Source organism: Acutalibacter sp. 1XD8-33 (assembly GCF_003612555.1).
In the GTDB taxonomy this organism is placed as follows: Bacteria; Bacillota; Clostridia; order Oscillospirales; family Acutalibacteraceae; genus Acutalibacter.
In genome coordinates this window covers 15,379-38,649 of the sequence record NZ_RAZF01000015.1, presented here as the reverse complement: position 1 = coordinate 38,649, position 23,271 = coordinate 15,379, and the positions used below count along the sequence as shown (strand labels likewise).

The 23,271-nt window shown below is 53.5% G+C and carries 28 protein-coding genes and 3 pseudogenes; 19 read left to right on the top strand and 12 right to left on the bottom strand.

Going from position 1 to position 23,271, the window contains the following annotated elements:
* Positions 1-458: 458 nt before the first annotated feature.
* Together D7X94_RS10950 and D7X94_RS10945 are read left to right on the top strand one after the other, a co-directional pair.
* Positions 459-1,553, top strand: a complete 1,095-nt coding sequence (locus D7X94_RS10950; protein WP_120427750.1) for an aldo/keto reductase — start codon at positions 459-461, stop codon at positions 1,551-1,553.
* A 63-nt stretch (positions 1,554-1,616) separates the two neighbouring features.
* Positions 1,617-2,738, top strand: coding sequence for an aldo/keto reductase (locus tag D7X94_RS10945; protein ID WP_120427749.1), 1,122 nt, complete (start codon positions 1,617-1,619; stop codon positions 2,736-2,738).
* A 73-nt stretch (positions 2,739-2,811) separates the two neighbouring features.
* On the opposite strand, the gene D7X94_RS10940 is transcribed toward D7X94_RS10945, so the two are convergent.
* From D7X94_RS10940 to D7X94_RS10925, 5 genes are read right to left on the bottom strand one after another with little or no spacing between them, the layout of a single operon-like run.
* Complete coding sequence (locus tag D7X94_RS10940) at positions 2,812-3,339, bottom strand: MFS transporter (RefSeq protein WP_120427748.1); 528 nt, start codon at positions 3,337-3,339, stop codon at positions 2,812-2,814.
* Positions 3,340-3,359: 20 nt separating this feature from the next.
* Positions 3,360-4,019 (bottom strand): MFS transporter, encoded by a 660-nt coding sequence (locus D7X94_RS10935; protein WP_120427747.1) that lies wholly within the window; start codon positions 4,017-4,019, stop codon positions 3,360-3,362.
* A gap of 20 nt (positions 4,020-4,039) precedes the next feature.
* On the bottom strand, positions 4,040-4,558 hold the full coding sequence (locus D7X94_RS10930) for a hypothetical protein (protein ID WP_120427746.1): 519 nt from the start codon (positions 4,556-4,558) through the stop codon (positions 4,040-4,042).
* Positions 4,540-4,692: a hypothetical protein gene (locus D7X94_RS18480; RefSeq protein ID WP_158591000.1), complete on the bottom strand. Its 153-nt coding sequence runs from the start codon at positions 4,690-4,692 to the stop codon at positions 4,540-4,542. The genes D7X94_RS10930 and D7X94_RS18480 overlap by 19 nt, the downstream gene beginning before the upstream one ends.
* 12 nt (positions 4,693-4,704) lie before the next feature.
* Complete coding sequence (locus tag D7X94_RS10925; RefSeq protein WP_120427745.1) at positions 4,705-5,196, bottom strand: dihydrofolate reductase family protein; 492 nt, start codon at positions 5,194-5,196, stop codon at positions 4,705-4,707.
* A 192-nt stretch (positions 5,197-5,388) separates the two neighbouring features.
* Here D7X94_RS10925 and D7X94_RS10920 point away from each other — a divergent pair, with 192 nt between their 5' ends.
* The gene (locus D7X94_RS10920) at positions 5,389-6,024 is read left to right on the top strand and encodes a hypothetical protein (RefSeq protein WP_120427744.1); all 636 of its coding nucleotides are present in this window, start codon (positions 5,389-5,391) and stop codon (positions 6,022-6,024) included.
* Between the two features lie 72 nt (positions 6,025-6,096).
* Here D7X94_RS10920 and D7X94_RS19185 read toward each other — a convergent pair whose 3' ends face one another.
* The 6 genes and pseudogenes from D7X94_RS19185 to D7X94_RS19865 form a co-directional block, all read right to left on the bottom strand.
* On the bottom strand, positions 6,097-6,663 hold the full coding sequence (locus D7X94_RS19185) for a hypothetical protein (protein WP_243111271.1): 567 nt from the start codon (positions 6,661-6,663) through the stop codon (positions 6,097-6,099).
* 81 nt (positions 6,664-6,744) lie between these two features.
* A pseudogene (locus D7X94_RS19180) lies at positions 6,745-7,668 on the bottom strand (reverse transcriptase domain-containing protein).
* Between the two features lie 865 nt (positions 7,669-8,533).
* Positions 8,534-9,727 (bottom strand): annotated as a pseudogene (locus D7X94_RS10910) (type IV secretory system conjugative DNA transfer family protein); the annotation flags it as partial.
* Positions 9,706-9,969, bottom strand: a complete 264-nt coding sequence (locus tag D7X94_RS18770) for a hypothetical protein (RefSeq protein ID WP_199715078.1) — start codon at positions 9,967-9,969, stop codon at positions 9,706-9,708. The pseudogene D7X94_RS10910 and the gene D7X94_RS18770, both read right to left, overlap by 22 nt.
* 177 nt (positions 9,970-10,146) lie before the next feature.
* Positions 10,147-10,419: a recombinase zinc beta ribbon domain-containing protein gene (locus D7X94_RS19870; RefSeq protein WP_279221779.1), complete on the bottom strand. Its 273-nt coding sequence runs from the start codon at positions 10,417-10,419 to the stop codon at positions 10,147-10,149.
* 29 nt (positions 10,420-10,448) lie between these two features.
* Positions 10,449-10,922, bottom strand: coding sequence for a recombinase family protein (locus tag D7X94_RS19865; protein WP_279221778.1), 474 nt, complete (start codon positions 10,920-10,922; stop codon positions 10,449-10,451).
* Positions 10,923-11,126: 204 nt separating this feature from the next.
* Here D7X94_RS19865 and D7X94_RS10900 point away from each other — a divergent pair, with 204 nt between their 5' ends.
* The 16 genes and pseudogenes from D7X94_RS10900 to D7X94_RS10825 all read left to right on the top strand — a co-directional run bounded on the left by D7X94_RS10900 (position 11,127) and on the right by D7X94_RS10825 (position 22,774).
* Entirely contained in the window at positions 11,127-11,948 is an 822-nt protein-coding gene (locus D7X94_RS10900) for a ParA family protein (protein WP_004081473.1), read from the top strand.
* Positions 11,905-12,834, top strand: coding sequence for a ParB/RepB/Spo0J family partition protein (locus D7X94_RS10895; protein WP_120427742.1), 930 nt, complete (start codon positions 11,905-11,907; stop codon positions 12,832-12,834). Before D7X94_RS10900 ends, D7X94_RS10895 begins: the two co-directional genes overlap by 44 nt.
* An 11-nt stretch (positions 12,835-12,845) precedes the next feature.
* Complete coding sequence (locus tag D7X94_RS10890; RefSeq protein ID WP_004054662.1) at positions 12,846-13,121, top strand: DUF5720 family protein; 276 nt, start codon at positions 12,846-12,848, stop codon at positions 13,119-13,121.
* Between the two features lie 29 nt (positions 13,122-13,150).
* Positions 13,151-13,336 carry a hypothetical protein gene (locus tag D7X94_RS10885; RefSeq protein WP_016322379.1) on the top strand — a complete coding sequence of 62 codons (186 nt, stop codon included), beginning with the start codon at positions 13,151-13,153 and terminating at the stop codon, positions 13,334-13,336.
* A gap of 67 nt (positions 13,337-13,403) precedes the next feature.
* Positions 13,404-14,303: a DUF6017 domain-containing protein gene (locus D7X94_RS10880; protein ID WP_120427741.1), complete on the top strand. Its 900-nt coding sequence runs from the start codon at positions 13,404-13,406 to the stop codon at positions 14,301-14,303.
* Positions 14,304-14,353: 50 nt separating this feature from the next.
* Positions 14,354-14,821 (top strand): DUF7768 domain-containing protein, encoded by a 468-nt coding sequence (locus tag D7X94_RS10875; protein ID WP_120427740.1) that lies wholly within the window; start codon positions 14,354-14,356, stop codon positions 14,819-14,821.
* Positions 14,814-15,125, top strand: coding sequence for a DUF5720 family protein (locus D7X94_RS10870; RefSeq protein WP_120427739.1), 312 nt, complete (start codon positions 14,814-14,816; stop codon positions 15,123-15,125). The genes D7X94_RS10875 and D7X94_RS10870 overlap by 8 nt, the downstream gene beginning before the upstream one ends.
* A gap of 42 nt (positions 15,126-15,167) precedes the next feature.
* Positions 15,168-15,659 carry a PcfB family protein gene (locus tag D7X94_RS10865; protein ID WP_004070654.1) on the top strand — a complete coding sequence of 164 codons (492 nt, stop codon included), beginning with the start codon at positions 15,168-15,170 and terminating at the stop codon, positions 15,657-15,659.
* Positions 15,656-16,186 (top strand): annotated as a pseudogene (locus D7X94_RS10860) (type IV secretory system conjugative DNA transfer family protein); the annotation flags it as partial. The gene D7X94_RS10865 and the pseudogene D7X94_RS10860, both read left to right, overlap by 4 nt.
* 56 nt (positions 16,187-16,242) lie before the next feature.
* Positions 16,243-17,562: a recombinase family protein gene (locus tag D7X94_RS10855; protein WP_243111270.1), complete on the top strand. Its 1,320-nt coding sequence runs from the start codon at positions 16,243-16,245 to the stop codon at positions 17,560-17,562.
* Between the two features lie 146 nt (positions 17,563-17,708).
* Complete coding sequence (locus tag D7X94_RS10850; RefSeq protein ID WP_243111269.1) at positions 17,709-18,068, top strand: TnpV protein; 360 nt, start codon at positions 17,709-17,711, stop codon at positions 18,066-18,068.
* Between the two features lie 429 nt (positions 18,069-18,497).
* Positions 18,498-18,716, top strand: a complete 219-nt coding sequence (locus D7X94_RS10845) for a transposon-encoded TnpW family protein (RefSeq protein ID WP_330558207.1) — start codon at positions 18,498-18,500, stop codon at positions 18,714-18,716.
* On the top strand, positions 18,713-20,500 hold the full coding sequence (locus D7X94_RS10840; RefSeq protein WP_120427735.1) for a recombinase family protein: 1,788 nt from the start codon (positions 18,713-18,715) through the stop codon (positions 20,498-20,500). Before D7X94_RS10845 ends, D7X94_RS10840 begins: the two co-directional genes overlap by 4 nt.
* A gap of 67 nt (positions 20,501-20,567) precedes the next feature.
* Complete coding sequence (locus tag D7X94_RS10835; RefSeq protein WP_243111267.1) at positions 20,568-20,945, top strand: cysteine-rich VLP protein; 378 nt, start codon at positions 20,568-20,570, stop codon at positions 20,943-20,945.
* Positions 20,946-21,015: 70 nt separating this feature from the next.
* Positions 21,016-21,375, top strand: coding sequence for a plasmid mobilization protein (locus D7X94_RS10830; RefSeq protein WP_442857904.1), 360 nt, complete (start codon positions 21,016-21,018; stop codon positions 21,373-21,375).
* Positions 21,376-21,385: 10 nt separating this feature from the next.
* Positions 21,386-22,774, top strand: a complete 1,389-nt coding sequence (locus D7X94_RS10825; protein ID WP_120427734.1) for a relaxase/mobilization nuclease domain-containing protein — start codon at positions 21,386-21,388, stop codon at positions 22,772-22,774.
* 174 nt (positions 22,775-22,948) lie between these two features.
* Here D7X94_RS10825 and D7X94_RS10820 read toward each other — a convergent pair whose 3' ends face one another.
* A complete protein-coding gene (locus D7X94_RS10820) occupies positions 22,949-23,185 on the bottom strand; it encodes a helix-turn-helix domain-containing protein (protein ID WP_158590999.1) in 237 nt (78 codons plus the stop codon).
* Between the last annotated feature and the right edge of the window lie 86 nt (positions 23,186-23,271).

The window sequence follows — 23,271 nt, the reverse complement described above, 5'->3', positions numbered from 1 at the left end:
GATATATGCTTTCTGAGTATACCATGGTATAGCGCATAGGCATTTGATTTATTCCCTCTCTGGTGATAGAATGGTTTTATAGTAGTAAACGCACTTTAAAATCAGTACATACCGATTTTCAAGCTGGGCGGCTTTGTCGCCTGGTTCAAAAGAGGCAGAATGTCTCTTTTGAACTGCGTTAACTATACCACAGTTTCACCGGACAGTTACAGTGCGCCATCAACCGCATTTACGCGCTGGATAAGCCCAAAAATCTCAAAAAGGCGGCGCTGATCCTCAGTTCCGGCAGCAACCATGTATACTGCGGGGCGTTCTACGAGTACCAGCAGTCTTTCCTCAACTATCTGCATCTGGAGGACATGGGCATTTTCACCGCCTACGGCAAGGAGAATAAATCCGAGGAAAAGCTGGCGGAGCTGCGCGAGGCCGGACAGAAATTGCAATAAGGAGGACTTTGCATGGAATACAGAAAACTGCCCCACGGGGAGGAACAGATCAGCGTCATCGGCCTGGGCGGCGGCAGCCTGCCCGAGGACATCGACAAGGCGGCGGAGATCGTCAGCGCTGCCATTGACAGCGGTATCAATTTCTTTGATTTGGCCCCATCGTATCAGCCGCCATTCTACGCTTTCGCCAAAGCCTTCGCCGGGCGCAGGGACAAGGTGCTGACCCAAATGCATTTCGGCGCGGTGTACGGCAATGGCAAGTACGGCTGGACGCAGGACTTACAGAAAATCAAAGAGCAGATTGCTTGGAACTTTGAAACCATCGGCACGGACTACACCGACTTCGGCTATCTCCACTGCATCGACACCCACGAGGACTTGGACAAGGCCCTGGCTCCCGGCGGGGTGTGGGAGTATATGAAGTCCTTGAAGGTAGAGGGGAAGATACGGCACCTGGGCTTCTCCTCCCACGAGCCGAGAATCGCCCGCCGCCTGCTGGACACGGGCCTCGTTGACCTGTTTATGTTCAGTATCAATCCGGCCTATGACTACCAGAAAGGGGAGTATGCAAAGGGCGAGGTCGCCGAGCGACTGGAGCTTTATCGGGATTGCGAGAAGTCTGGCGTGGGCATTTCCGTCATGAAACCCTTTGCTGGGGGCCAACTGCTGGACGAAAAGACTTCTCTCTTTGGGCGGACACTCACCCATACCCAGTGCATCCAGTATGCCCTTGACCGTCCCGCCGTGCTGACCGTGCTGCCGGGTGTACGCAGTCTGGAGGATTTGCAGACTGCCCTGCATTATGTGGATTCAACCCCCGAGGAGCGGGACTACTCCGTTATTGGCGAGTTCACGCCCAAGAGCGCCGAGGGCATCTGTGTCTACTGCAACCATTGCCAGCCCTGTCCCAAGGGGCTGAATGTGGGGCTTATCAACAAATATTACGACCTGGCTCTGGCTGGGGACGAGCTGGCAAAAGGCCACTATGAGAAGCTGCCCCTCCACGCTGGCGACTGCTTGAAGTGCGGCCACTGCGAGAGCCGGTGCCCCTTCCATGTGAAGCAGGAGGCGAGGATGGAGGAAATTGCCGGATATTTTGGGAAATAGGGCTTGACATGGAGTAGGCTCTAATTTGTATAATGGAGAAAATTTGGAAAGGAAGTACACACTATGAAAAACTTTGGCTTCGGCCTCATGCGCCTGCCCACCACCGACCCCGCAAACGCGGGCGCAATCGACGTGGAGCAGGTCAAGAAGATGGTAGACCTGTTCATCGAAAAGGGATTTACTTACTTCGATACCGCCTGGATGTACTGCGGGTTCCAGAGCGAGCCCACCGTCAAGGAAGTGCTCACCAGCCGCTATCCCAGGGACAAATTCACCCTGGCAAGCAAGCTGCATAACGGCTTCTTCAACTCCCTGGAGGACAGAGACGCTGTGTTCAACGAGCAGCTCCGCAAGACCGGCGTGGAGTATTTCGACTACTATATGCTTCACGGCATCGAGGCGGGCAGTTACCCCAAGTATGAGCAGTTCGACTGTTTCAACTGGCTGAAAGAAAAGAAAGCGGCGGGCCTGGTGAAAACGGCGGGCATCTCTTTCCACGCCACCGCCGAACTGCTGGACGAGATCCTCACCAAGTACCCCTTTATTGAGTTCGTCCAGCTACAAATTAACTACCTGGACTGGGACAGCCAGTGGATACAGTCCAAAGCCTGCTACGACGTAGCGGTGAAGCACGGCAAGTGGGTGACGGTCATGGAGCCTGTGAAAGGCGGCACCCTGGCGAAGGTGCCCGCAGAGGTGGAGGCGCTGTTCAGGGCCCACGACCCCAGCCTGTCCCCGGCCTCCTGGGCCATCCGGTTTGCCGCCAGCCTGCCGGGGGTGAAGATGGTGCTCTCCGGCATGAGCAGCCTTGCGCAGATGGAGGACAATCTCAGCTTTATGGAGGACTTCCAGCCCCTCACTGATGAGGAGAAGGCCATGGTGATGAGGGCCGGGGAGATCATCAACGGCCAGATTGCTGTGCCCTGCACCGGCTGCTCCTACTGCACCGAGGGATGCCCCCAAAAGATTTGCATCCCCCAGTATTTCTCCCTCTATAACGAGGATATGCGGGAGCACCTGGAGGAGAAGGGCTGGACGGTGAACTTCACCAACTATGCCAATCTGACAAAGAGTTTCGGCGCGGCAAAGGATTGTATTGGGTGCGGCCAGTGCGAGGAGATGTGCCCCCAGCATTTGCCTATCATTGAGAAGCTGAAGGAAGTTTCCGCGCATTTTGACAGATAAAGTTTGCTTACAAGTTTTGAGGATGTATTGATATGGAAAAGCCGGTAGGAGCATCCTACCGGCTTTCGTGTTATTATTTTGAATTTACTTGCGCTTTTTCCAATACGCTCTGTGGAACAGGCAACCCCATCAGAGTGGACACCCCCGCCAGCGCGTAGGTCAGCACATACCCCGCCCCAGCGGAGACAGCGCCCCAGATTGCCGCGCCCGCGCCGTTGCCGATGTCGCCCATGAGCATAAAGGCGGTACTGGCAAGCCCCCGGCGCTCGCTGGGCACGGCCAGCATGACCTCCACCTGCAAAAGCTGGGTCACCGCCGTGATGCCCACGCCCACCAGCACGGCGGAGAGCATCATCAGCGCCAGGTTGTAGGCAATGGCAATCAGCCCTGTGCCCAGCCCGCACAGGATAATGCCGAACAGGATGCAGGTGCGCTTGGGCACATAAGCAATCACCCGGCCTACCGTCAAACGGGAGACGATGACAGCAAGGTTGTTGACCAGGAAGTATAGGCTTATCTGCGCAATGTCACGCTCCAGGCCGCAGGGGGTGAGGAAGCTCATGACAGCGGCGTTGCCCACGTAGATGAACAGGCTTATCATGGAGGGCAGCAGTACCAGAGTCAGGAATACCTTGTCCAGCCGTAAGCCTGTCTTCGTAAGCCTGTCTTTGGCCTGGGTTCGTTCTTCTCTGGCTGGGCAGGCCGCTGGTAGTGTTCTTTGATAGGCAGGGACAGGGCAAAGGAGATAAGCCCCATAATCACCGCTGACCAGAACATGGCCTCCGGGCCAAGGTTGTTGTAGATGGCAAGGCCGATGGTAGGTGTCACCGCGAACACCAGAGAGCTGCTGATGCCGAAGAAGCCCATGGCGTCCACCAGTAAGTCCTCCGGGGAGATGTCGGCTACCATGGTGGGCGGCACCGGGAAGAAGATGCCCTGGGTGAAGCCGTGGAGCACCCGCAGGGCGAACAGGACGTTCAAGTCCTTGGTGAAACAGAAGGCCAGGGCGTTCAGGGCGTAGAGCCCACTGCCGATGACCAGCAGCTTCTTGCGGCCTATCCGGTCGATCAGCGGCGCGACAATGACACGGGTGACCATACCCAGCAGGGTCAGGCCGGTCATCATCATGCCGGTGAGGGCGTTGGTGCCGCCCAAGTACAGCACATAGACCGGCAGCAGTGAAATAAAGATGCTGTTGGTGTAGGACGCGATGGAGCAGACCAGCAGCACTAGGATAAAGTCCCGGTTCCACAAGCGTCGGGAAAACATTTTTGCAAACATAATACCCCTCCCAAATCGTTTTACATCTTTGCCAATTCGTCCACAAACGGCTCCATGCTGTCAAATACAGGCGTTTCCATGTCCCGCAGACGGGACATGAGCCGGGTCAGCGGCACCTGGGGCAGCACGAAGGCGCTGTATTTCTGCTGGTTCGCCCGCAGCCAGCGTTCGAAATCTTGGTCTGCCAGCTCGGTGCTGCCGGTTTCCGCCAGGCAGTTTTTGGCGGTTTCCACGCAGATGGGTTCAACTTCTATGTTCTTTCCTGCCTGCCGGGCGGCAAATTCTACCGCCAGCTTGGTGGGGCCGAGGGCAGCTGTGTTCATGGCCGCCACCGCAATTTTGCCACCCTCTGGAGTGACCGCCACGGCGCGCCGGGCCAGCACATCATCGTAAACCAATATGGGCGGCGCCACGCTCTCCTGCACCTTCTCGACACCGCCTTTGATTTGGTTACAGAGCAGGCCGATGCTCCCGCACCCCGCGTCAATCAGCTTATTAAAATCTGCCGCCAAGATATCGTTTACCTTGTCGTTAACCACATTACCCGCCGCCTCGAAGTGCGCCCAGGGCAACCGTCTACATAGTGGACGATGTCCAAACCGGGATACCGTGCCGCAATTTTATCCAGCGCCGCGCAGTTGTTGGGGGCTGTCTGTATGATGCCAATTTTCATAATGCTTCCTCCTTAATTTTCACGCACATTCTTGGGCTTGTAGGTGATCATCAGGCCATCGCCCTCTACTCTCTCCACATCCACCAGGGACAGCGCCACAGGCTGGGATTCATCCCTCTCGAACCTCTTAAACAGAGTGTTGGAGTGTGGGTCGCCGTCCACCACAGGCACCAGCATAGTCTTGATTTCATCAATCAGGCCGTGTGATAAGAGCGTCCAGTCGGCATAAGCGCCCCCGGAGATAATGGCTTTCTTGATGCCGAATTTGCTGTAGAGTTTTTCCATCATCAGCACAGGGTCGAGTTTTTCCTTCCCGCAGAAAATGTAGGAGATGCCTTGCTCCCGCAGGTACTCCAAATAGTGATTGGAGATGTCCTCGGTAAGCACATGGATGATGCCATGCACGCCCCGGCCCCGCACTTCAAGGGTAGGGCTGACGATGCCGCCGTCTATATGGCATTTCGCGCTGACGTTCAAATAGCAAATAGTGTAGGGTCTGGTCATGGTATCCGTCCTTTCATCCCTCTGTTTTCCCCATTATATCAGCGGGAATCAAGATAATCAAATACTTTGTTTGTATAGGATGATATGCTCTAAAAGCATATATTTTTTGAAAAAAAGCCTTGACATGGAGCGCGCTTCATATGCTATGATGCAAAGCGGAACCACCAATTTTATCAAATAAAGGAGCCGCTTATGAAAGTATTATTTATCGGCAACAGCCACACCTTTGTCCACTATGTTCCATTGAGGGTCAAGGCGTTCTGTGAAGGCCAAAGCAAGCCCATCGAGCCGGTGATGCTCACTCACCCCGGCATGGGCTTGGATTGGCACCTGGGCCAGTCCCAGACCTATTTTAACCTTATGTGCGGCGGGTATGACGCTGTGGTTTTGCAGCACAACGCCCACCCGTTCCCCGGCAAAGATTCCCTGCTGGAAGCCGGGGAGAAAATGGCCGCGCTCACTCCGAAGGGCACAAAAATCTTTTTGTATATGACCTGGAGCGAGAAGAATAATCCGGCAGGCCAGACCATCATGAGCGAGGCATATGAGGTGCTGGCTGAGAAGATCAGCGCGGCGGTCTGCCCGGTGGGACGAATCTGGTGGCAGGTGGCTAACGCCCACCCGGACGGGGAGCTTTACTTTGCCGATGGCGAGCACAGTTCTGTGCTGGGAGCGTCCCTGTCAGCGGCGGTGATCGGACGCACGTTGCTGGGGATGGAGACCACACCTGAAATCTGCTATGCCGATGCGAAGGAGTTGGAAAAGCTAAAGTTGGATTCCCGGATGATCGACTTGGTTATGCGGGATGGGGAATTGGACATGGAATAAGCTGTGAGGGCGCAGTTTGCCGAATTATTTTGCCAATCAAAGAAGGTTTTTCTTTTCTGTAGTAATCTCTTTTCAAGTGGTAAGTTCCCTACACCTGCCACCATGACAGGAGGCACCTGCCACCGAGAGAGCGCAATAGAGCACCAGACGGTTATCGTTGTACTCAATGCTCTCGTTTCTTACGGGATGTTCCATCAGATAATGCAAAATGGGAATGTTGACTTTCTCCAACGCTTTATGGACTGCCGCCCGGCCCTCTGGTGTATACACGCACCAATCCCGGGGCCTGTGCTTCGGCGGCCTTGTCTGGACATAGGATACCGGCAGGACGAACAACCCTCTGATATAGCGGAGCTGTCTGCTCTTACCATACATTTGCTGAACAAATGGGGGTAATGTATTCCCCTCACGCTTTAGTCTCTGACCTAATCTGCATTTCATAGTCCGTTTGACCGGAAAGCCGATTTCCGTAAAATCTTGACTTACATGGGTCGCTATGCGATAATAATTATGGACTCCCATCACATAAGAGTTATAGTCCATTATGAATTTGTGTTCTTTAAACTTATCCGCAGGGAACTTGATTTTTTCCGCCATTTCAGCGGCGCGCTTTTTGATTTTCTCTTTGCGCTTATCCAAAACATGGGACACCACTGTGTACTTAGGCTTGCCGTTCTTTTCGCTTTTTTTGCAGACCTTTATTTTGAAGCCGAGAAACTCTCAATAGTGTCGTTTCAAATTGACAATTTGTGATTTCTCCGGGCTGATATTCAGCCCCAGCCTCTCTTTTAGCCATTTCTGCGTGGCAATGAACAGCTTTTCCGCATCCTGTCTTTTCCGGCAGAAGATACGGAAATCGTCCGCATAGCGCAGGCCGTAGCACTCTTTCAAATTGGCCTTTTCCCTTAAAACATGGTATCCCCTTGTCCTCTACACCGTTATCGTTGCGGATATGGGTATAATTTCTGCGCATAGGCATGGTTTCCCATTGGCTGTATACTTCAGCGAAGCTGAAGTATTATCCACACAATCCAGTTCGTTTAGTACGATATTGGAGAGCAACGGAGAAATGACGCCGCCTTGGGGCGTGCCCTTTTCCGGGAAACCTATCCCCGCAACCTCTGCTTTCAGCATAGCGGAAATAATGGACAGCAGCTTTTTGTCCCGAATACCCAAAGCCCACATCTGCCGGAGCAGTTTACCGTGGCTCACATTGTCGAAGAACCCTTTAATATCCAGGTCTATAACAAAATGCAAGCCTTGGCGCTGGGCCAAAGAATAGGCCACGGCCACCGTGTTTTCCTGGCTGCGGTTTGGGCGGAACCCGAGGCTGCGGTCATGGAATTTCGCTTCGCATATGGGCTCCAGCACTTGCAGAAAGCATTGCTGAATCAGCCTGTCCATGATATTGGGTATGCCCAGTGGGCGCGTTTTACCATTGTCCTTGGGTATCTCCACCCGGCGCACCGGCTGGGAAATGTACCACTCCAACCGTCTGCGTACATAGCGCACTAAATCAGGCTCTTTCCATGTTTCAAGGTCTTTGATGGTCTTTTTATCTGTCCCCGCTGTCTTGCTCCCGCTGTTCTTTTTCAGGTTGCGGTAGGCAAGGCAGATATTGTTTTCAGAAAGTATCAGCGGCATGATTTTGGTGAAAATTTTACCCTTTTTGCTCTCTGAGTACAGTTTGTCAAACACATCTTGCAGGTCATAATATTCCCCATTTCTTAGTTTTTGCTTTTTCGGTTTCTTGCTTGTTGTCATAGTCAGCCGACACCTCCGAGCGGAAGTCGGCTTTTCTTAGTCTTACTCGAACCTATGAAATGAATCGAACTTTATTTTGTTCACATAATACGACTAATGCCTATCCCTCCACGGCTTGTTATCGCCGCTTCACAGGTACTGTGGCATCACTCTCAACCGGACAAAGGCAGGTTATGGATTCCCTGCCAGCATTTCACAGCGGTGCAATCCGCTCCATGCTCCGGCCTTCCCACGTTCCAATATCCCTACCTGTATATACATTTAGGCTGCCCTTTGGCCCTGTATGCAATAGTTATCTATCATATCACCTGTAATGGTATAAGGGCTTTCATAGTACACATTTTTACTCGCCCTCGCATACACCGCAATTATACGGCAGCGGCATTTCTGCCGCCCATTCGTCTAGAGCCGTTCATTCGGGGTTTCGTCAGTTGTAACAACATTCTCACCATGGGTATCTTATAGACCTCCGGCATATCATCTGCACAGCCTGCCTCCAGGCCGGGTTCCACAGCGGCTGACAGCCCTGTTTGGACATACTTCTGCCGACTTTGCAAGCTCTCAGACAGGAAATTTACTGCACAATTCCCCGCCTGTCGCAGTTTCAAGGTAGGCGTTTGGGGGCGTTACCCCTTCATTCCACCTATCGGGATATCAGTTCTACAAGTTATTTTAGAAACTCCTTTCAATTTTCTAATAAAGCTATTCTTGTGTCTAAGCTCTTCACTTAGAAACGTGTCGCACTCGTGCCGTACTCGTCGCAGTAGAAGATAGCCCGGTTCTTCAGCTTGCCGCCATTCTCATCCGCCATGGACAAGATTTCTCTATAGAGTTGCTGGATAATCAGCGAAATCATAAAGAACGAGTTGAAATTTTCCGCCGGCAGAATTACGAAAACAGCGCACTTCTCGTTGCAGAATCGCTCTGCGTCTATCTCCGTATCAAAGCACAGAATTTGGTCGAGTTCCGAATCAAGGAATGAATTAAGGCGCGACAACGCCGTACCCATAACACTTGCCATGGATTCCTTGGAGGTGTTCAGCGTAGCACCCGCAAACCACTTGGCCTTGTGGTCGTTTGGCAGCATAGCCATGAGCTGCTGGAACTGGTTCTGGCCTTTCTGCTGGGAGGGGGCAAGAAGTTCTTGGATGATTTTGAACACGGGAACAATGTGCCGCTTTTGCGGTTCGCAGAACTCTGACACCAGTAAAATCGTCGCCGCCAGCAGACCCTCGGCGGCATCGTAAAAATAAGCGTTGTCGCCAAAGGACGCACCGTCCATGCCGGACATGATGATAGTCTTGGCGATGATCTTCGCGTACTTTTCCGCCTTTGCTTTATAAGCAAGCTGGTCGGGACACTCCAAGTAAGCGTCCATATATTTGTTGACGAGATGGAGCAGATTGTTGCCATGGGAGCGTGTGGGGTTTCGCAGATCAATCACGGAAACATGGTAGCCGTATTTTTCAGCAATGGCGCCATAATTCCGTGCCACGTCCCCCTTGGTATCCCTTCCTAACCAACTCATACCAGAAGCGCAGGCATACTCAATGCAGGGATAAAGCCAGTATGCAGTTTTGCCCACGCCAGCCGTGCCAATCATCATGGTGTGGACATCACCGGTGTCTACCATGGCTGTGGTTTCTTTTCTGCCGGTACAACCAACCACGATGCCCTGGGGGAGCAGCTCACCATTTTCCATGTTCGGTTCCTGGTGGTGAGCCGCCTGCTCCCGCCAACGCTCCGGCGTAAAAGGGACATGGCGGTACACCTTTTTTATCTCAGCTTTCGTGGCCCACCGCGCGGTACCATGCTGACCATCTCCAACGGTTTTTGCCTTAACATTGTTGAGATTGTAGATGTGCGCCAGTAAAGTCACTCCGCTGAGAACACAGAACATGAGCGTTGCCACAAAAATTAGCGGTGCAATATTTGGCATGGTTCCTCCACCTCCATACTGATTTCGCTCTGGAGTTCCTTCAGCTTGTCCAGGCTCCGAACCTTGAGCTCGATAAATACTGAACAATGCAAAAGCGGCTCCTTATTCTTCCGCAGGTTCGTCAACAGTTTCACCACATCCTGGAGGTTCCCTTGGGCCTCGATGGTCTCGTTCACATCGTTGCCCCCGGGCATGAGCTTATTCTTGCGGGTAGCGTTCTGCAAAATCTTACGCTGCTCCATGGGTTCCACCAGCCGGTGATAGATGCGCAGGGTGACCCCGCTGCGGTCGGCAATCTGGTCGTTAAGGCGGTGGGATTGACTTTTTTTTCAGCGGGGCCGAATTGATACAGGCAATCAGCTCCGAGTAGGAAACAGCGGTGTTCACTTGATACTGGATAGCGAACAGGACGGCGGCCTTCAAGCATACATGCTTGCACGGTTGTGCTTGATAGAGTGCATGGTGCGGGCCGTCCGGGAGCGGTTCTTGTAAGTGGAGCAGGCGTAATAGATATTTTTCCCGCTCTGGCTGCGGGTAATGGATTTCCCGCAGTCCGCACATTTCAGAAAACCGCTGAACAGGTGAACCTCGCGCCCTTTGGGGGAAGTCCGGGTATCGCGTACCAGTAGGGCCTGCACCTTGTCAAAGGTTTCATGGGGGATAATCGCCTCGTGGGTATCGGGCACGCGCACCCATTCATCCTCCGGCCAGGAGTCTCCGCTCAATCTCTGAGAGTTTGGCCCCGCCAAACTCTTGCACACAGCCGCAATGCCTGAATGCCCGCACGATTTCCATGCCGTGTGCTGTGTACCTTGTAGCTTTTCACCCGGCGGCGGCCCTGTACTAAATCCCCGGTGTAAATAGGATTTCTGAGAATGTCGGTTATAATCTTGTTGCCCCACATGGGAGCGTCCGATATAGCCGGGGAGTAGGGCAGGCCCTTTAACTTTCGGTAAGCCGTGGGGCTGGGTATGCCGTGGTCGTTCAGATACATCACAATTTGAAGTTTGGCCGTACCTTGCAGGCACATCTCGTAAATCCTCTTGACGGTTTCAGCGGCCTCCGGGTCAACGATTAGCTGGTGCTTGTCCTTGGGGTCTTTTTTATAGCCGTAGGGCGGCGGACACATGGGGTCGCCAGGCGTCGCCGCGCAGTTTTTTTGAACTGCGTACCTTGCGGCTGATATCCTTTGCATACCACTCGTTGAACACAGGTTATTGGGGAAAGGGAAAGCAAACAGGCAAAAATCCAGTATTCATGCGGGTTTGCGGCGAGATGGCTCTCAAAAGCTAACCTCACAAAAGACAGATTATTGCACAATCACATATCGTTTCTAAGGGAGAATGTTGATTCCGGTCACATTCTCCCTTTTTTCATACCAAGAAACGAGGTGATTATCTTGAACACGCAAATCATCGCCATCGCCAACCAAAAGGGAGGTGTGGGCAAGACCACAACCTGTGCCAACTTAGGGATAGGACTGGCGCAGGCCGGAAAGAAAGTGCTTCTCATTGACGGGGACCCGCAAGGGAGCCTGACCATCAGCCTGGGCAATCCCCAGCCGGATAAGCTGCCTTTTACCCTCTCTGACGCGATGGGCCGTATCCTGACCGATCAGCCGGTCCGCCCCGGCGAGGGGATTCTGCGCCACCCGGAGGGTGTGGACCTGATGCCGGCGGATATTCAGCTGTCCGGCATGGAGGTGTCGCTGGTAAACGCTATGAGCCGGGAAACGATTCTGCGGCAATATCTGGACAGTGTAAAGGGGCAGTATTCCCATATCCTCATAGACTGCCAGCCCTCCCTGGGTATGCTCACCGTCAACGCGCTGGCCGCCGCCAACCGGATCATAATCCCCGTCCAGGCGGAGTATCTGCCCGCCAAAGGGCTGGAACAGCTGCTCTCTACGGTAGCCAAAGTCAAGCGGCAGATCAACCCGAAACTGCAAATAGACGGTATCCTGCTGACGATGGTGGACAACCGCACCAACTTTGCCAAAGAGATTGCCGCCCTGCTGCGGGAAACCTACGGCAGCAAAATCAAGGTATTCGGCACAGAGATTCCCCATTCTGTCCGGGCAAAGGAAACCAGCGCGGAGGGCAGGAGCATTTTCGCCCACGATCCAGGAGGCAAAGTAGCCGAAGGCTACGCAAATCTGACCAAGGAGGTGTTGAAACTTGAAAAGCAGCGCGAAAAAAGTAGAGCTGGCATCGGTCGATGATCTGTTTTCCACCGAGGAAAGCCGCGCCGATGCAGGGCGGGAAAAGGTGGTAGAAATCCCTTTAAGCGAGCTGCACTCGTTCAAGGGCCACCCTTTCAAGGTCAAAGATGATGATGCCATGATGGAAACCGCCGACAGCATCCGACAGTACGGCGTTCTGGTTCCGGCGATTGCCAGACCCGACCCCAGCGGCGGCTATGAGCTGGTAGCCGGACACAGGCGGCATCGGGCCAGCGAACTGGCAGAGAAAGAAACCATGCCGGTGATTGTCCGGGATTTGGACGATGACGCCGCCACGATTATCATGGTTGACAGCAATTTACAACGGGAAAGCCTGCTCCCCAGCGAGAGGGCCTTTGCCTACAAGATGAAATTGGAGGCCATCAAACATCAAGGAGAACGGTCGGATTTAACTTCTCGCCAAGTTGGCGAGAAGTCCAGCACTTCTATTCAGCTTGTCGCAAATCAAGCTGGTGAAAGTCAAAGGCAGGTGCAACGCTACATCCGCCTGACCGAGTTAATCCCCGAACTGCTGAACATGGTGGACGAAAAGAAAATTGCCCTGAACCCGGCCTATGAGCTGTCCTTTCTCAAAAAAGAAGAACAGACCCAGCTTTTGGACGCGATGGACAGCGAACAGGCCACCCCCTCCCTTTCCCAAGCCCAGCGGCTCAAAAAATTCAGTCAGGAGGGGCATCTGTCCATAGATGTAATGCGGGCGATTATGGGCGAGGAAAAGAAAAGCGATCTGGACAAGGTGACGTTTACCTCCGACACCCTGCGGAAGTATTTTCCCAAAAGCTACACCCCTGCCCGGATGCAGGAAACCATCATCAAACTGCTGGAACAGTGGCAGAAAAAGCGTCAGAGAGATCAGGAACGCTGAAAGGAGCGCCTATGAGAGATCACGTTGCCAGGGAGTTAAAGGGCCACAACATACTGGCTGTGGAACGGTTTCAGGATAAGACCCGCTGGATGGTGGAGTTTTCCGTCCTGCGGCCCCGTACCGCCTACGGCGCACCCGGCGATGAAACGCGCCTGTTTCTGGACGAGGACGGCTACCAGGCCGTTCTCGCCAGCCAGAAACGCCGGGACATCAAAATCAAACGGTATGCCCGCGTCATTGAGGGGCATATCCTGGACTTCAAGCCCAAAAAGAAACGCCACCCGTAAACCCGACAAATTGAGAGGAAGGAATGAATATGTGTACCGTTAAGGAAATCAGAGAAGCCATCCGGGAGGACTGCCGCTCCCAGCGAAACATGGAAACCATTGAGATTGACCGGATTTTTCAAACCCTGACGTTTCCGCAGTTAGAGAGCCTGTTTGACAAACCGCCCATGCCGCCGTTTTTTCACCGGTACAGGCAGAAGTCAGCCAGCAAATGAACGCCGCAATTCTTTTTACGGGATTGTGGCTTTTTTCATGCCCTGGGAAACGAAAGGAGTGCAGAAAATGGCCGTTTTTCGCGTAGAACGCACACAGGGATACACCGTCATGAGCAACTATCATCTGCGGGACAAGAGCCTGAGCCTGAAAGCAAAGGGCCTGCTGTCCCAGATGCTCTCACTGCCGGAGGATTGGGACTACACCCTTTCCGGCCTGGCTGTTATCAACCGGGAAAGCAAGGACGCCATCCGCTCCGCAGTCAATGAGCTGGAAAAGGCGGGGTACATCAAGCGCCGCCAGACCACCGACGCGGGCGGCAAGTTCAGCGCCAACGAGTATGTGATTTATGAGCGTCCGGTAACAGAGGAACCGCCCGCCCAACCGTTGCCCCCAAAACCGTTGCCCCCAAAACCGTTGTCGGGTTTTCCGACAACGGATAATCCGTCAACGGGAAAACCGTCAACGGAAAATCCAACGCAAATAAGTATAGAGAAATTAAATACCCAAAAATCAATTACTGACGGATCAATTACCGATTCCCTTCCCTTCCGGGGAACGGCGGCAAAGCCACCGGAACCGAAGCGAAGGGAAACGATGTCACTGACAGAGATGGAAAGTTATCGGGAGCTGATTTTGGAGAATATCGAGTATGACTGCCTCAAACAGCGGTTTGGGACCTATCGGGAGGACTTGGACGAGATCGTGGAGCTTCTGGTGGAAACCGTCTGCGCGAAGCGTAAGACCCCCCGGATTGCCGGGGCGGACTTCCCCCATGAGGTGGTGCGTTCCCGCTTCCTAAAGCTGGACAGCTCCCACATCGAGTTTGTCATGGACTGCCTGCAAAAGAACACCACCGAGGTACGGAACATGAAACAGTACCTTTTGACGGTGCTGTTCAACGCGCCCACCACCATGAGCAACCATTACACCTCACAGGTCAACCACGATATGTACGGCGGCTTTTGAAAGCTGGCCGTTTTTGTCTGCCCGGAACTGCCGGGAGAAAGGAATCTGTTATGAAACGACCGCTTGCGTATATCACTGCTCCCTGGAGCAAGACCCCCCATGAAAACGCGGCAAACGCCGCCAGCTACTGCCGCCAGGTGTATGACACCGGATATTCCCCGGTCTGCCCTGTTTTGTTCCTGCCGCTGTTTTTGAAGGATGAAATCCCCCAGGAACACAAGGACGGAATCGACATCGCCAGAGATTTCGTCGTCGCAAAGTCCGCTAAACTCCGTTTCCGCCTGTCGGCGAAAACTGCGTCCGCTCCCTTGCTCCTCCTCTCCCCACAAAATCTTCAATTTTGCGGGGACCCCGATTACCGCTCCCATGTGCTGGTGGTCTGCGGACACTCGACCGATGAAACGGTCAAAAACGATATTGCCACCGCTGAACGCCTGCGGATCACCGCCACCACGCTGGACGGGATTCTGACGGTGAAAGGCCAGGGCCGGGAGAAAGGGGGCGCACACCATGCCTGAGCAAAAGACCATCGGCCAGCTGATGGAGGAAATGCGGCTTAAAGCCGGGGCGCGGGAGTATTCCGGCCATAGTTACATGGACTTAAACCGGTTCGCGGAGGACACCCGGCACATGATTATTTTTGATACCCTGACCGCTGATTCCCCTGTTGGCTGGAAAGGGGAATGCAGCCGCGCCTTTCTCACCGAGGAGGGATATAAAAAGTCCCTGGAACGCCAGGAACAGGGGCATATCAAGATTGTGAGCCATGCGAAGGTCCGAAACGGAAACCTGCACTATGACCGGCAAGACCAGCTCCGATAGAGAAACCATGCAGAAAATCCATAGAGAGGAGGCGAAACACCCATGCAGGACGAAGTGGAAAGCAAAACCCTGACGCTCATTGTCAGCGGCACAAAGTTCACCGGCAGGCTGTTCAAAGCGGCGATTATGAAGTATCTGGCGCACCTGAAAGAGCAAAAGATGCAGAAACAGCGGGAAAAGGGCGCGGAGGTCAAGCCCCAGGGAAAGCAGACGGTGAAGCAGCTCATCGGGCAGAACCAGGGCGTGTCCAATCTTGAGATCACAGACCCCTCCATCAAGGCGTTTGAACGGGTTGCCCGGAAGTACGGCGTGGATTACGCGGTAAAGAAGGACCGCAGCTGCTCCCCGCCCAAGTACCTGGTCTTTTTCAAGGCCCGCGACGCGGACGCGCTGACCTCCGCGTTTACCGAGTACACCCAGAAGAAGGTCCGCAAGGCGTCCCGCCCGTCTGTGCTGGCGAAGCTGAACCAGTTCAAGGAGCTGGTGAAAAACGCGGTGGTGGACCGCACAAAGCGAAAGGAGCTGGAACGATGAAAAAGCCCCTGAACATCAAGAAGCTCGTTTTGCTGAACCTGCCCTATATCCTGATGGGGCTGTTTTCCACCAACTTCGGGGAGGCGTGGCGGATGGCCCAGGGCGCGGACGCTTCGGAAAAGGTATTGTCTTTGATCTCCGTCCTTCCGGCGGCTCTTGGAAGTTTCTGGCCCAGCTATCACCCGCTGGACCTGCTGGTCGGGCTGTGCTGCGGCGCGGCGCTCCGGCTGGCTGTTTACCTGAAAGGCAAAAACGCCAAGAAGTACCGCCCAAATATCGAGTACGGTTCTGCGAGATGGGGAAATTCCCAGGACATCGCCCCTTATGTCGATCCGGTATTCCAGAACAATGTAATCCTCACCCAGACGGAACGCCTTACCATGAGCAGCCGCCCCAAGGACCCCAAGACCGCCCGCAACAAAAATGTGCTGGTCATCGGCGGTTCCGGCTCCGGCAAGACCCGGTTCTGGCTCAAGCCCAACCTGATGCAGCTCCATAGCTCGTATGTGGTTACTGATCCGAAAGGATAACTACAATAAGGGTTGAGAGAAGTAGGTATTCTCAAAAAAGGAGGTTACACACTATGAAGAAACAGACAGAGAAAGACAAACTCACAGCCCTTTACGAAAGACTCTCCCATGACGACGAGCGAGCCGGGGAAAGCGTATCTATCGAGAATCAAAAGCGGATTTTAGAGGACTACGCAAGGAAAAACGGGTTTACCAATATCCGGCATTTTACAGATGATGGAATCCGGGGAACTACGTTCAAGCGTCCGGGGCTTGACGCTATGTTGGATGAAATCCGGGCGGGGAACGTGGCAACGGTTATCATCAAAGACCAGAGTCGAATCGGGCGTGATGTGGTTGAAGTAGGGCTTTTGAAGCGCACCTTTGACGAGTACCATGTGCGTTTTATCGCCGCCAATGACAATCTTGACACCGCAAACGGCTTTGATATTATGTCTATCTTCCGTGACGTGATAAATGAGTGGTACGTTGCCGACACCAGCCGCAAAATTAAGACTGTTTTCAAGTCAAGAATGGAAAAGGGCTTGCGCTGTTCCGGGAGCGTCTGCTACGGCTACCGCGCTTCCAAAGAGGAAAAAGGCGAATGGATAATTGACGAGGAAGCCGCCGCCGTTGTGCGCCGTATCTTCCAGAGCGTCCTTGCCGGGGAAACCATAGCCAGCATAGCAAAAACACTCCGCGCCGAGAAAATCCCTATCCCGTCCGAGCATTGGAAGCGGACAGGCGAGCCAGTCCGGGCGGCAAAGTACGCCGACCCCTACGCATGGTCAGCTACCACTATCGGCTACATACTGAAACGCCCGGAATACACAGGGTGCAAGGTGTTAGGGAAAACCGTATGCGAGAATTACAAGACCAAAAGCACCCGAAAGACCGCGCCGGAGGAACAGCACGTTTTTGAGGGCGCAATCCCCGCCATTGTGGACGAGGAAACGTGGCAGACTGTACAGAAGATACGGGAAACCGTGCGCCGCGCCCCGAAACGGCAGAACGCCCCTAACCGCTTGACCGGGCTTCTCTACTGCGCCGACTGCGGCTCAAAGTTGACACACCGCTACAACCTTGTGCAAGGGAAATGGATAGAGGACGCTTTTGTCTGCTCCGGCTACCGCCAGCTTACCCATGACTGCACCATGCACTATATCCCCACAGCGAAGATTGAAGCCGCCATTCTTGCCGTTATCCAGCGCGTGAGCTGGTATGTGCGGCACAACGAAAAGGAGTTTACAGAGCGCGTCCGGGAAGCGTCCGACCAGAACCAAGAAAAGACCGTCAAGGAATGCAAGCAGAAAATCAATAAGGCACAGAAGCGGCACAAAGAACTTGACGGGCTTGTGAAAAAGCTGTATGAAGATGTATGTTGTAAAGGGTAAGGCTGACCGCCTTGCCAAATACAACATAGCTGCGGCTCATTTGTGGCAAAAATGACATAAGCAGTTGTGAGAAGGGCGGTGATACCACAAAATTCGGCGTTTTCTGCGACTGCATTCAACATACCACCACAAAGGAGCTGATGACTATGGATTTAGGGCTGACCTACACAAAAATTGGCGATTACTATTACCCTGACATTGCCCCGTCAGACACCACCAAGTACGAAATCGGCTATTATGGCCGGAAACATGAGCGGTACTTAAAGGAACACCGCCCCAGCGTATGGGCAAGACTTGTTCTTACCGAGGGACTGCTCAGGCATCTCTATGAGGTCGATACCGCCTGCAATGAACAGATGGAATATCTCATCAAGGAGATTGCCAAGCGAGAGGGTGTGACCGAGGCCCTGAAAGCCGCCGATCCCATGACCTGGGTGGGATACATGAACAATATCCGCCACAGGGCGGAGGAAATCGTTCTCCACGATTTGGTGTACGCCTACTAAAGAGAAAATTGGACTGGACGGAACTGCTTCGGCGGTTCCGTCCTTTTTACGGCGATTTGTAAATTTTTTATGAACGTCCAAATTCGACTGCATAAAACAAGGATTTTGTATACGCTTAGTGGGAAGTCCTCATGCACATCCACAGCTGAATGACCGTCCGAACGAGATATGCTTCAGGTGAAGTGCGCCACGACATGAGCGCGCCAATGGAGAGAACAACGCCGCCGTGCAAGCCGGGGGCAGGAACCACGTTTGGGAGGAACGGCAGATCACACGCAAATACATTCAGCGAAAGGGGGGAGATCATTGTGATGGATATCGCATTGGCGATAGTAGACATACTGGCGGGAAACCAGCACCCGCCTGCGCGAAAAAACCGTACCGATTGGAAGTGCTGGAAATGCGGCCTGACCGCAGGAAAGGAAAGAAATTATCAGCGAAGTTCAAAGGGAAAACTCCGTCGTTATATACCGGCGGATCGGGTCTACTACATACAAAGTGCGTATCCATTTCAGTGACACCGCCCAGGAAAGCATGGAGGATAAAATTATCCGTTTAATTGGCAGCGAGACTATGGACATGGCCCCGGAATGTGGTATAATGATGTTGCCACAAATGAGCCGTCAGCCTGAAGGGAGTACCGTATGAGCAGGCAGACGGAGAAAATTACCGCCCTCTATGAGCGGCTTAGTCGTGATGACGAGGCGGCTGGGGACAGTAACTCGATTGTCAATCAGAAATTGCAGTTGGAGAGCTACGCCGCCCAGCACGGCTTTACCAACTGCATCCACTACACCGATGACGGCTGGTCCGGCGGCAACTTCGAGCGGCCCAACTGGAAACGGCTGATTGCGGACATTGAGGCCGGAAAAGTGGGCTGTGTCATTGCCAAAGACATGAGCAGAATTGGCCGTGACTATCTTCAAACTGGTTTCTATACCGAAGTCCTCTTTCGCGAGAAGGGTGTTCGGTTCATTGCTATCGGCAACGGTGTGGACAGCGCAGACCAGAGTACAGGGGAGTTTGCCCCATTTATTAACATCATGAGCGAGTGGTATTTGCGGGATTGCAGCCGGAAGCAGAAGGCAGCATATCAGGCCAGAGGCAAGTCTGGCAAACCCACCACCAGCCACGCTATATTCGGCTACCGCAAAGACCCGGAGGACAAGCACCACTGGCTGATTGACGAAGAAGCTGCCGCTGTTGTCCGGCGTATTTTCCGCCTGAGCATAGAGGGCTACGGCCCCAGCCAGATTGCCGGGATACTGCGGGATGATAAAATTGAGTGTCCTTCCGTCTACATGGGCAGGCGGGGGCAAGGGACACAGCGGAACAGCTTTGATGCCAGCCGCCCCTATGACTGGAATGGGACAAGCATTTCGCATATTCTTGGAAAACCGGAATATATGGGGCATACGGTCAATTTCCGGACGTACAAGGAGTCCTATAAGGACAAACGCGCTATCAAGCGTCCACCGGAGGAATGGATGATTATCGAGAACACCCATGAGACCATCGTTGACCCGGAAACTTGGGAACTGGCTCAGCGGCTGCGCAAGACAGTAAGGCGCACAGACACCACCGGCGTTGCTAATCCGCTGACTGGCCTGCTCTATTGTGCCGACTGCGGGGCGAAAATGTATAACCACCGTGGCCGAGCGCAAGCCAGCAAAGAAAATCGCGGCAAAGACCCAGTGAGCGGCCTCTATCCCTACGACCACTACGATTGCTCTACTTATGCCCTGACATTTTGCCACACCAAGCAGGAGTGCTTTGGGCATTACATCAGTACCAAGGACATCCGGGCGCTGCTGCTGGACACCATCAGGACGGTCAGCACCTACGCCATTTCCAATGAGGCCGAGTTTATCGAAAGAGTCCGGGCAGCATCCGAAATTCGGCAGGCCCAGGCCGCAAAGGACTTAAAACGGAAACTCGCCAAAGATTGCAAACGCTCCAAAGAGTTGGACGGCCTCATAAGGAAACTTTACGAGGCATACGCCGGTGAGAAGATTTCGGAAAAGCGGTTTGAGGTGCTGTCCGGCGAGTATGAGCAGGAGCAAGAAGCATTGGAGGTAGCCATCGCCCAGGAGCAGGCTGAACTGGATGCCTTTGAAGCGGATACCGCCAGAGTAGATCAATTTCTGGAGCTGGCAAGGAAGTATACCGACTTCTCTGTGCTGACGACCCCGATGATCTACGAATTTGTAGATAAAATCCTCGTCCATGCGCCAGACCGCTCCAGCGGAGAGCGCACTCAGGAAGTGGACATCTATCTGAAATTCATCGGCAAGTTTGACGTGCCGCTCCCGGAGCTGATGCCGGAGGAACTGGCAGAGATGGAAAAGGTGCGTCAGCGTTGGGCCAAAGGCCGTAAAAAGTGGCGTCGTGCGCAGGAGAGGAAAAAGCAGCAGGAACAGGAAAGTGCATAATCACGCCAAGGGGCGGTCTGCGATTGCGGACCGCTCCCTTTTATTCAAATCACGAAAGGATAATTGCTTGGAAAATACCCTTCCCCACTTTGATTACCGGCAATTCCAGCGTGTTCGCGGGCTGGTGCATCAGTGCTGCAACAATGTCTATGGAAACTGTCTGCTGTTGGATGACGGCTGGGAACCATGCGTCTGCGTTCAAAGCATTTCCCGTTCTCTAATCTGCAAATACTTCCGGGCCGCTGTCCTGCCGCTGGACAGGGAATTGGAAACAGCTCTGCTTTACAAGAACAAAAGCAAACGCTGCTGCCAGTGCGGGACGCTGTTCCGTCCAGGTTCCAACCGGGGGAAATACTGTCCCGACTGCGCCGCTGCTGTTCACCGCCAGCAAAAGGCCGAGAGCGAACGGCGGCGCAGGGCGGAGCGTGGACAATTAGGAGCTTGAAAGCCTTGTGCCACAGGGCTTTCAGAGCGGCCATGGGCAGGGGACCATATGATTACCTTATCCTGCCGCCATTTTTTTAGGAGGCATTTTTACTGTAGAAAATGGGAAGCAAAAAGGCATCTATTTCAAGGTTTCCGACAAAGAACGGGATTTGATCGAACAAAAAATGGCATTGGCGGGTGTCCGCAATATGAGCGGCTTTATCCGTAAAATGGCGATTGACGGCTACGTTGTCAATCTGGAAATCCCAGAGCTGACGGAGTGCGCGAAGCTGTTGCGCTATATCTCCAACAATGTCAACCAAATGGCCCGCCAGATGAACTCCGGCGGCGCGGTCTACCCTGGTGAGGCCCACGACATCTGCATCAAGCAAGACGAAACCAACCGGCTGTTCGGGGAGATTTTGGAGCAGCTCTCGCGGTTGAAGTGAGGGGCGGAGCATGGCAACAACACGCCTGATGCCCCTCCATACAGGCAAGGGCCGGACGGTGGCCGAGGCCCTGGGCAGGACAACCGATTATGTGAAAAATCCTGAGAAAACGGACGGCGGTGAACTGGTGTCAGCCTACCAATGCAATCCGGCCATCGTGGATCAGGAGTTTCTTTTTTCAAAGCGGCAATACGCCACGATGACCGGGCGCAATCAGAAAGCGCATGACGTGATTGCCTACCATCTGCGGCAGTCGTTCAAGCCGGGAGAGATCACGCCGGAGTTGGCAAACAAAATCGGCTATGAGCTGGCGATGTCGCTGACGAAGGGAAAACACGCTTTCATCGTCTGCACTCATGTGGACAAGGAACATATTCACTCGCATATTGTGTTCAATTCCACTTCATTGGATTGCTCCCGAAAGTTCAATAATTTTTGGGATTCCTCGTTCGCCGTCCGAAAAATCTCCGACATTCTCTGCCTTGAAAATGGTCTGTCGGTAATCGAAAATCCGAAGCCCAGCCGGGGCAGCTACGGCAACTGGCTGGGTGAGAAACCGCCCACCGTTCGGGAACAGTTGGAGCGGATGATTGACGCCACTCTGACCGGCTGCAAAGACTTTGACAGCTTCCTGGCGGCGCTGAAAACGGCAGGCGTGGAGGTCAAGCGGGGCAAGCACCTGGCCTTCAAAATCCCAGGCGGCAAGAAATTCATTCGCTGTTCCTCTCTGGGCGAGGATTACACCGAGGCTGCTATCCTGGAGCGCATCTCCGGCAAGCGGGTCATCACGCCGGTGCAGAAACAGGTAGCACCTAATCTGCTGATCGACATTCAGTCGAAAATGCAGCAGGCCCGTTTCCCTGGCTATGAGCGGTGGGCCAGTGTGTTCAATCTGAAAGAGATGGCAAAGACGCTGAGTTTTTTGCAGGAGCATGACCTGTTGGCCTATGCGGATTTGGAAGCAGCCTGTGATGCCGCCGCTCAGAAGTACCATGACCTCGCTGACCGCACCAAGGCCAACAGCGCGAGGATGGAGGAAATCTCTGCGCTACAAAGGCACATCGGCACATACAGCAAGACCCGCGAGATTTACGCACAGTATCGCAGACTGCCGCCCAAAAAGCAAGAAGAATTTTACGCCCAACACGCCAGCGCCATTATTTCCTGTGAGGCGGCGAAACGGTATTTTGACAGTCTGGGGCTGAAGAAACGGCCCTCAATTCAATCTCTAAAACAGGAGTACGCCGCTCTGTCAGCGGAGAACAGAAAGCTGTACCCCGACCAGAAAAAAGCTAAGGCGGAGATGATGGAACTACTCACCGCCAGACACAACACCGAGAGAATTTTGAGCCTATCCGAGGAAGAAAAACGGCAGAAACAACGCCAGGAAGAACGATAATCTCTCGATATTCCCCCGTCCCCCAAGGGGGCAGCAGACGCCGAAGGCGGCTTAAAAGGAGCGGCGCGTTGCGCCGCTCCTTACGGGGCTTGGGGGCGGTCAGCCACCAACAAGCGGGGGTCGGTATATACCGAGCCATTGCTTGCCGTTACTGCCGCACCCCGTTCCATAATATCAACTATTTTGCTCTATTTCGGCCTCAATTAGGGCAACAAGCTCACTGGGGCGCATATCCAGCGCATTAGCGATTTTCCAAAGTGTTTCAAAGTTGGCCTGCTTATCCCCGTTCTCAATCATCGTCAGATGAGTACGGGCAATTCCCGCAAAGCCACTCAAAACATCTTGGGATACACCCTTTTTATTGCGAAGATTGCGTATCGTCCTCCCAACCGCACTATTGTCGAATTGCACCGCCTCACCCCGCTTTCTCAACAGATAGTGTATGAGAAAACGTGAAAATGGTAGTCTACGATAATAGATATTTGCAAGATTTTTTG

Excerpts from the sequence above, each read along its gene's own strand:
- D7X94_RS10945 (WP_120427749.1), top strand. The coding sequence starts at position 1,617 with ATGAAAAACTTTGGCTTCGGCCTCATGCGCCTGCCCACCACCGACCCC.
- D7X94_RS10885 (WP_016322379.1), top strand. The coding sequence starts at position 13,151 with ATGTGTACCGTTAAGGAAATCAGAGAAGCCATCCGGGAGGACTGCCGC.
- D7X94_RS10950 (WP_120427750.1), top strand. The coding sequence starts at position 459 with ATGGAATACAGAAAACTGCCCCACGGGGAGGAACAGATCAGCGTCATC.
- D7X94_RS18770 (WP_199715078.1), bottom strand. The coding sequence starts at position 9,969 with ATGGAGCAGCGTAAGATTTTGCAGAACGCTACCCGCAAGAATAAGCTC.
- D7X94_RS10825 (WP_120427734.1), top strand. The coding sequence starts at position 21,386 with ATGGCAACAACACGCCTGATGCCCCTCCATACAGGCAAGGGCCGGACG.
- D7X94_RS10880 (WP_120427741.1), top strand. The coding sequence starts at position 13,404 with ATGGCCGTTTTTCGCGTAGAACGCACACAGGGATACACCGTCATGAGC.
- D7X94_RS10890 (WP_004054662.1), top strand. The coding sequence starts at position 12,846 with ATGAGAGATCACGTTGCCAGGGAGTTAAAGGGCCACAACATACTGGCT.
- D7X94_RS10870 (WP_120427739.1), top strand. The coding sequence starts at position 14,814 with ATGCCTGAGCAAAAGACCATCGGCCAGCTGATGGAGGAAATGCGGCTT.
- D7X94_RS10840 (WP_120427735.1), top strand. The coding sequence starts at position 18,713 with ATGAGCAGGCAGACGGAGAAAATTACCGCCCTCTATGAGCGGCTTAGT.
- D7X94_RS10855 (WP_243111270.1), top strand. The coding sequence starts at position 16,243 with ATGAAGAAACAGACAGAGAAAGACAAACTCACAGCCCTTTACGAAAGA.
- D7X94_RS10940 (WP_120427748.1), bottom strand. The coding sequence starts at position 3,339 with ATGATAAGCCTGTTCATCTACGTGGGCAACGCCGCTGTCATGAGCTTC.
- D7X94_RS10935 (WP_120427747.1), bottom strand. The coding sequence starts at position 4,019 with ATGTTTGCAAAAATGTTTTCCCGACGCTTGTGGAACCGGGACTTTATC.
- D7X94_RS10875 (WP_120427740.1), top strand. The coding sequence starts at position 14,354 with ATGAAACGACCGCTTGCGTATATCACTGCTCCCTGGAGCAAGACCCCC.
- D7X94_RS10850 (WP_243111269.1), top strand. The coding sequence starts at position 17,709 with ATGGATTTAGGGCTGACCTACACAAAAATTGGCGATTACTATTACCCT.
- D7X94_RS10920 (WP_120427744.1), top strand. The coding sequence starts at position 5,389 with ATGAAAGTATTATTTATCGGCAACAGCCACACCTTTGTCCACTATGTT.
- D7X94_RS10925 (WP_120427745.1), bottom strand. The coding sequence starts at position 5,196 with ATGACCAGACCCTACACTATTTGCTATTTGAACGTCAGCGCGAAATGC.
- D7X94_RS19865 (WP_279221778.1), bottom strand. The coding sequence starts at position 10,922 with ATGCAAAGGATATCAGCCGCAAGGTACGCAGTTCAAAAAAACTGCGCG.
- D7X94_RS10865 (WP_004070654.1), top strand. The coding sequence starts at position 15,168 with ATGCAGGACGAAGTGGAAAGCAAAACCCTGACGCTCATTGTCAGCGGC.
- D7X94_RS18480 (WP_158591000.1), bottom strand. The coding sequence starts at position 4,692 with ATGAAAATTGGCATCATACAGACAGCCCCCAACAACTGCGCGGCGCTG.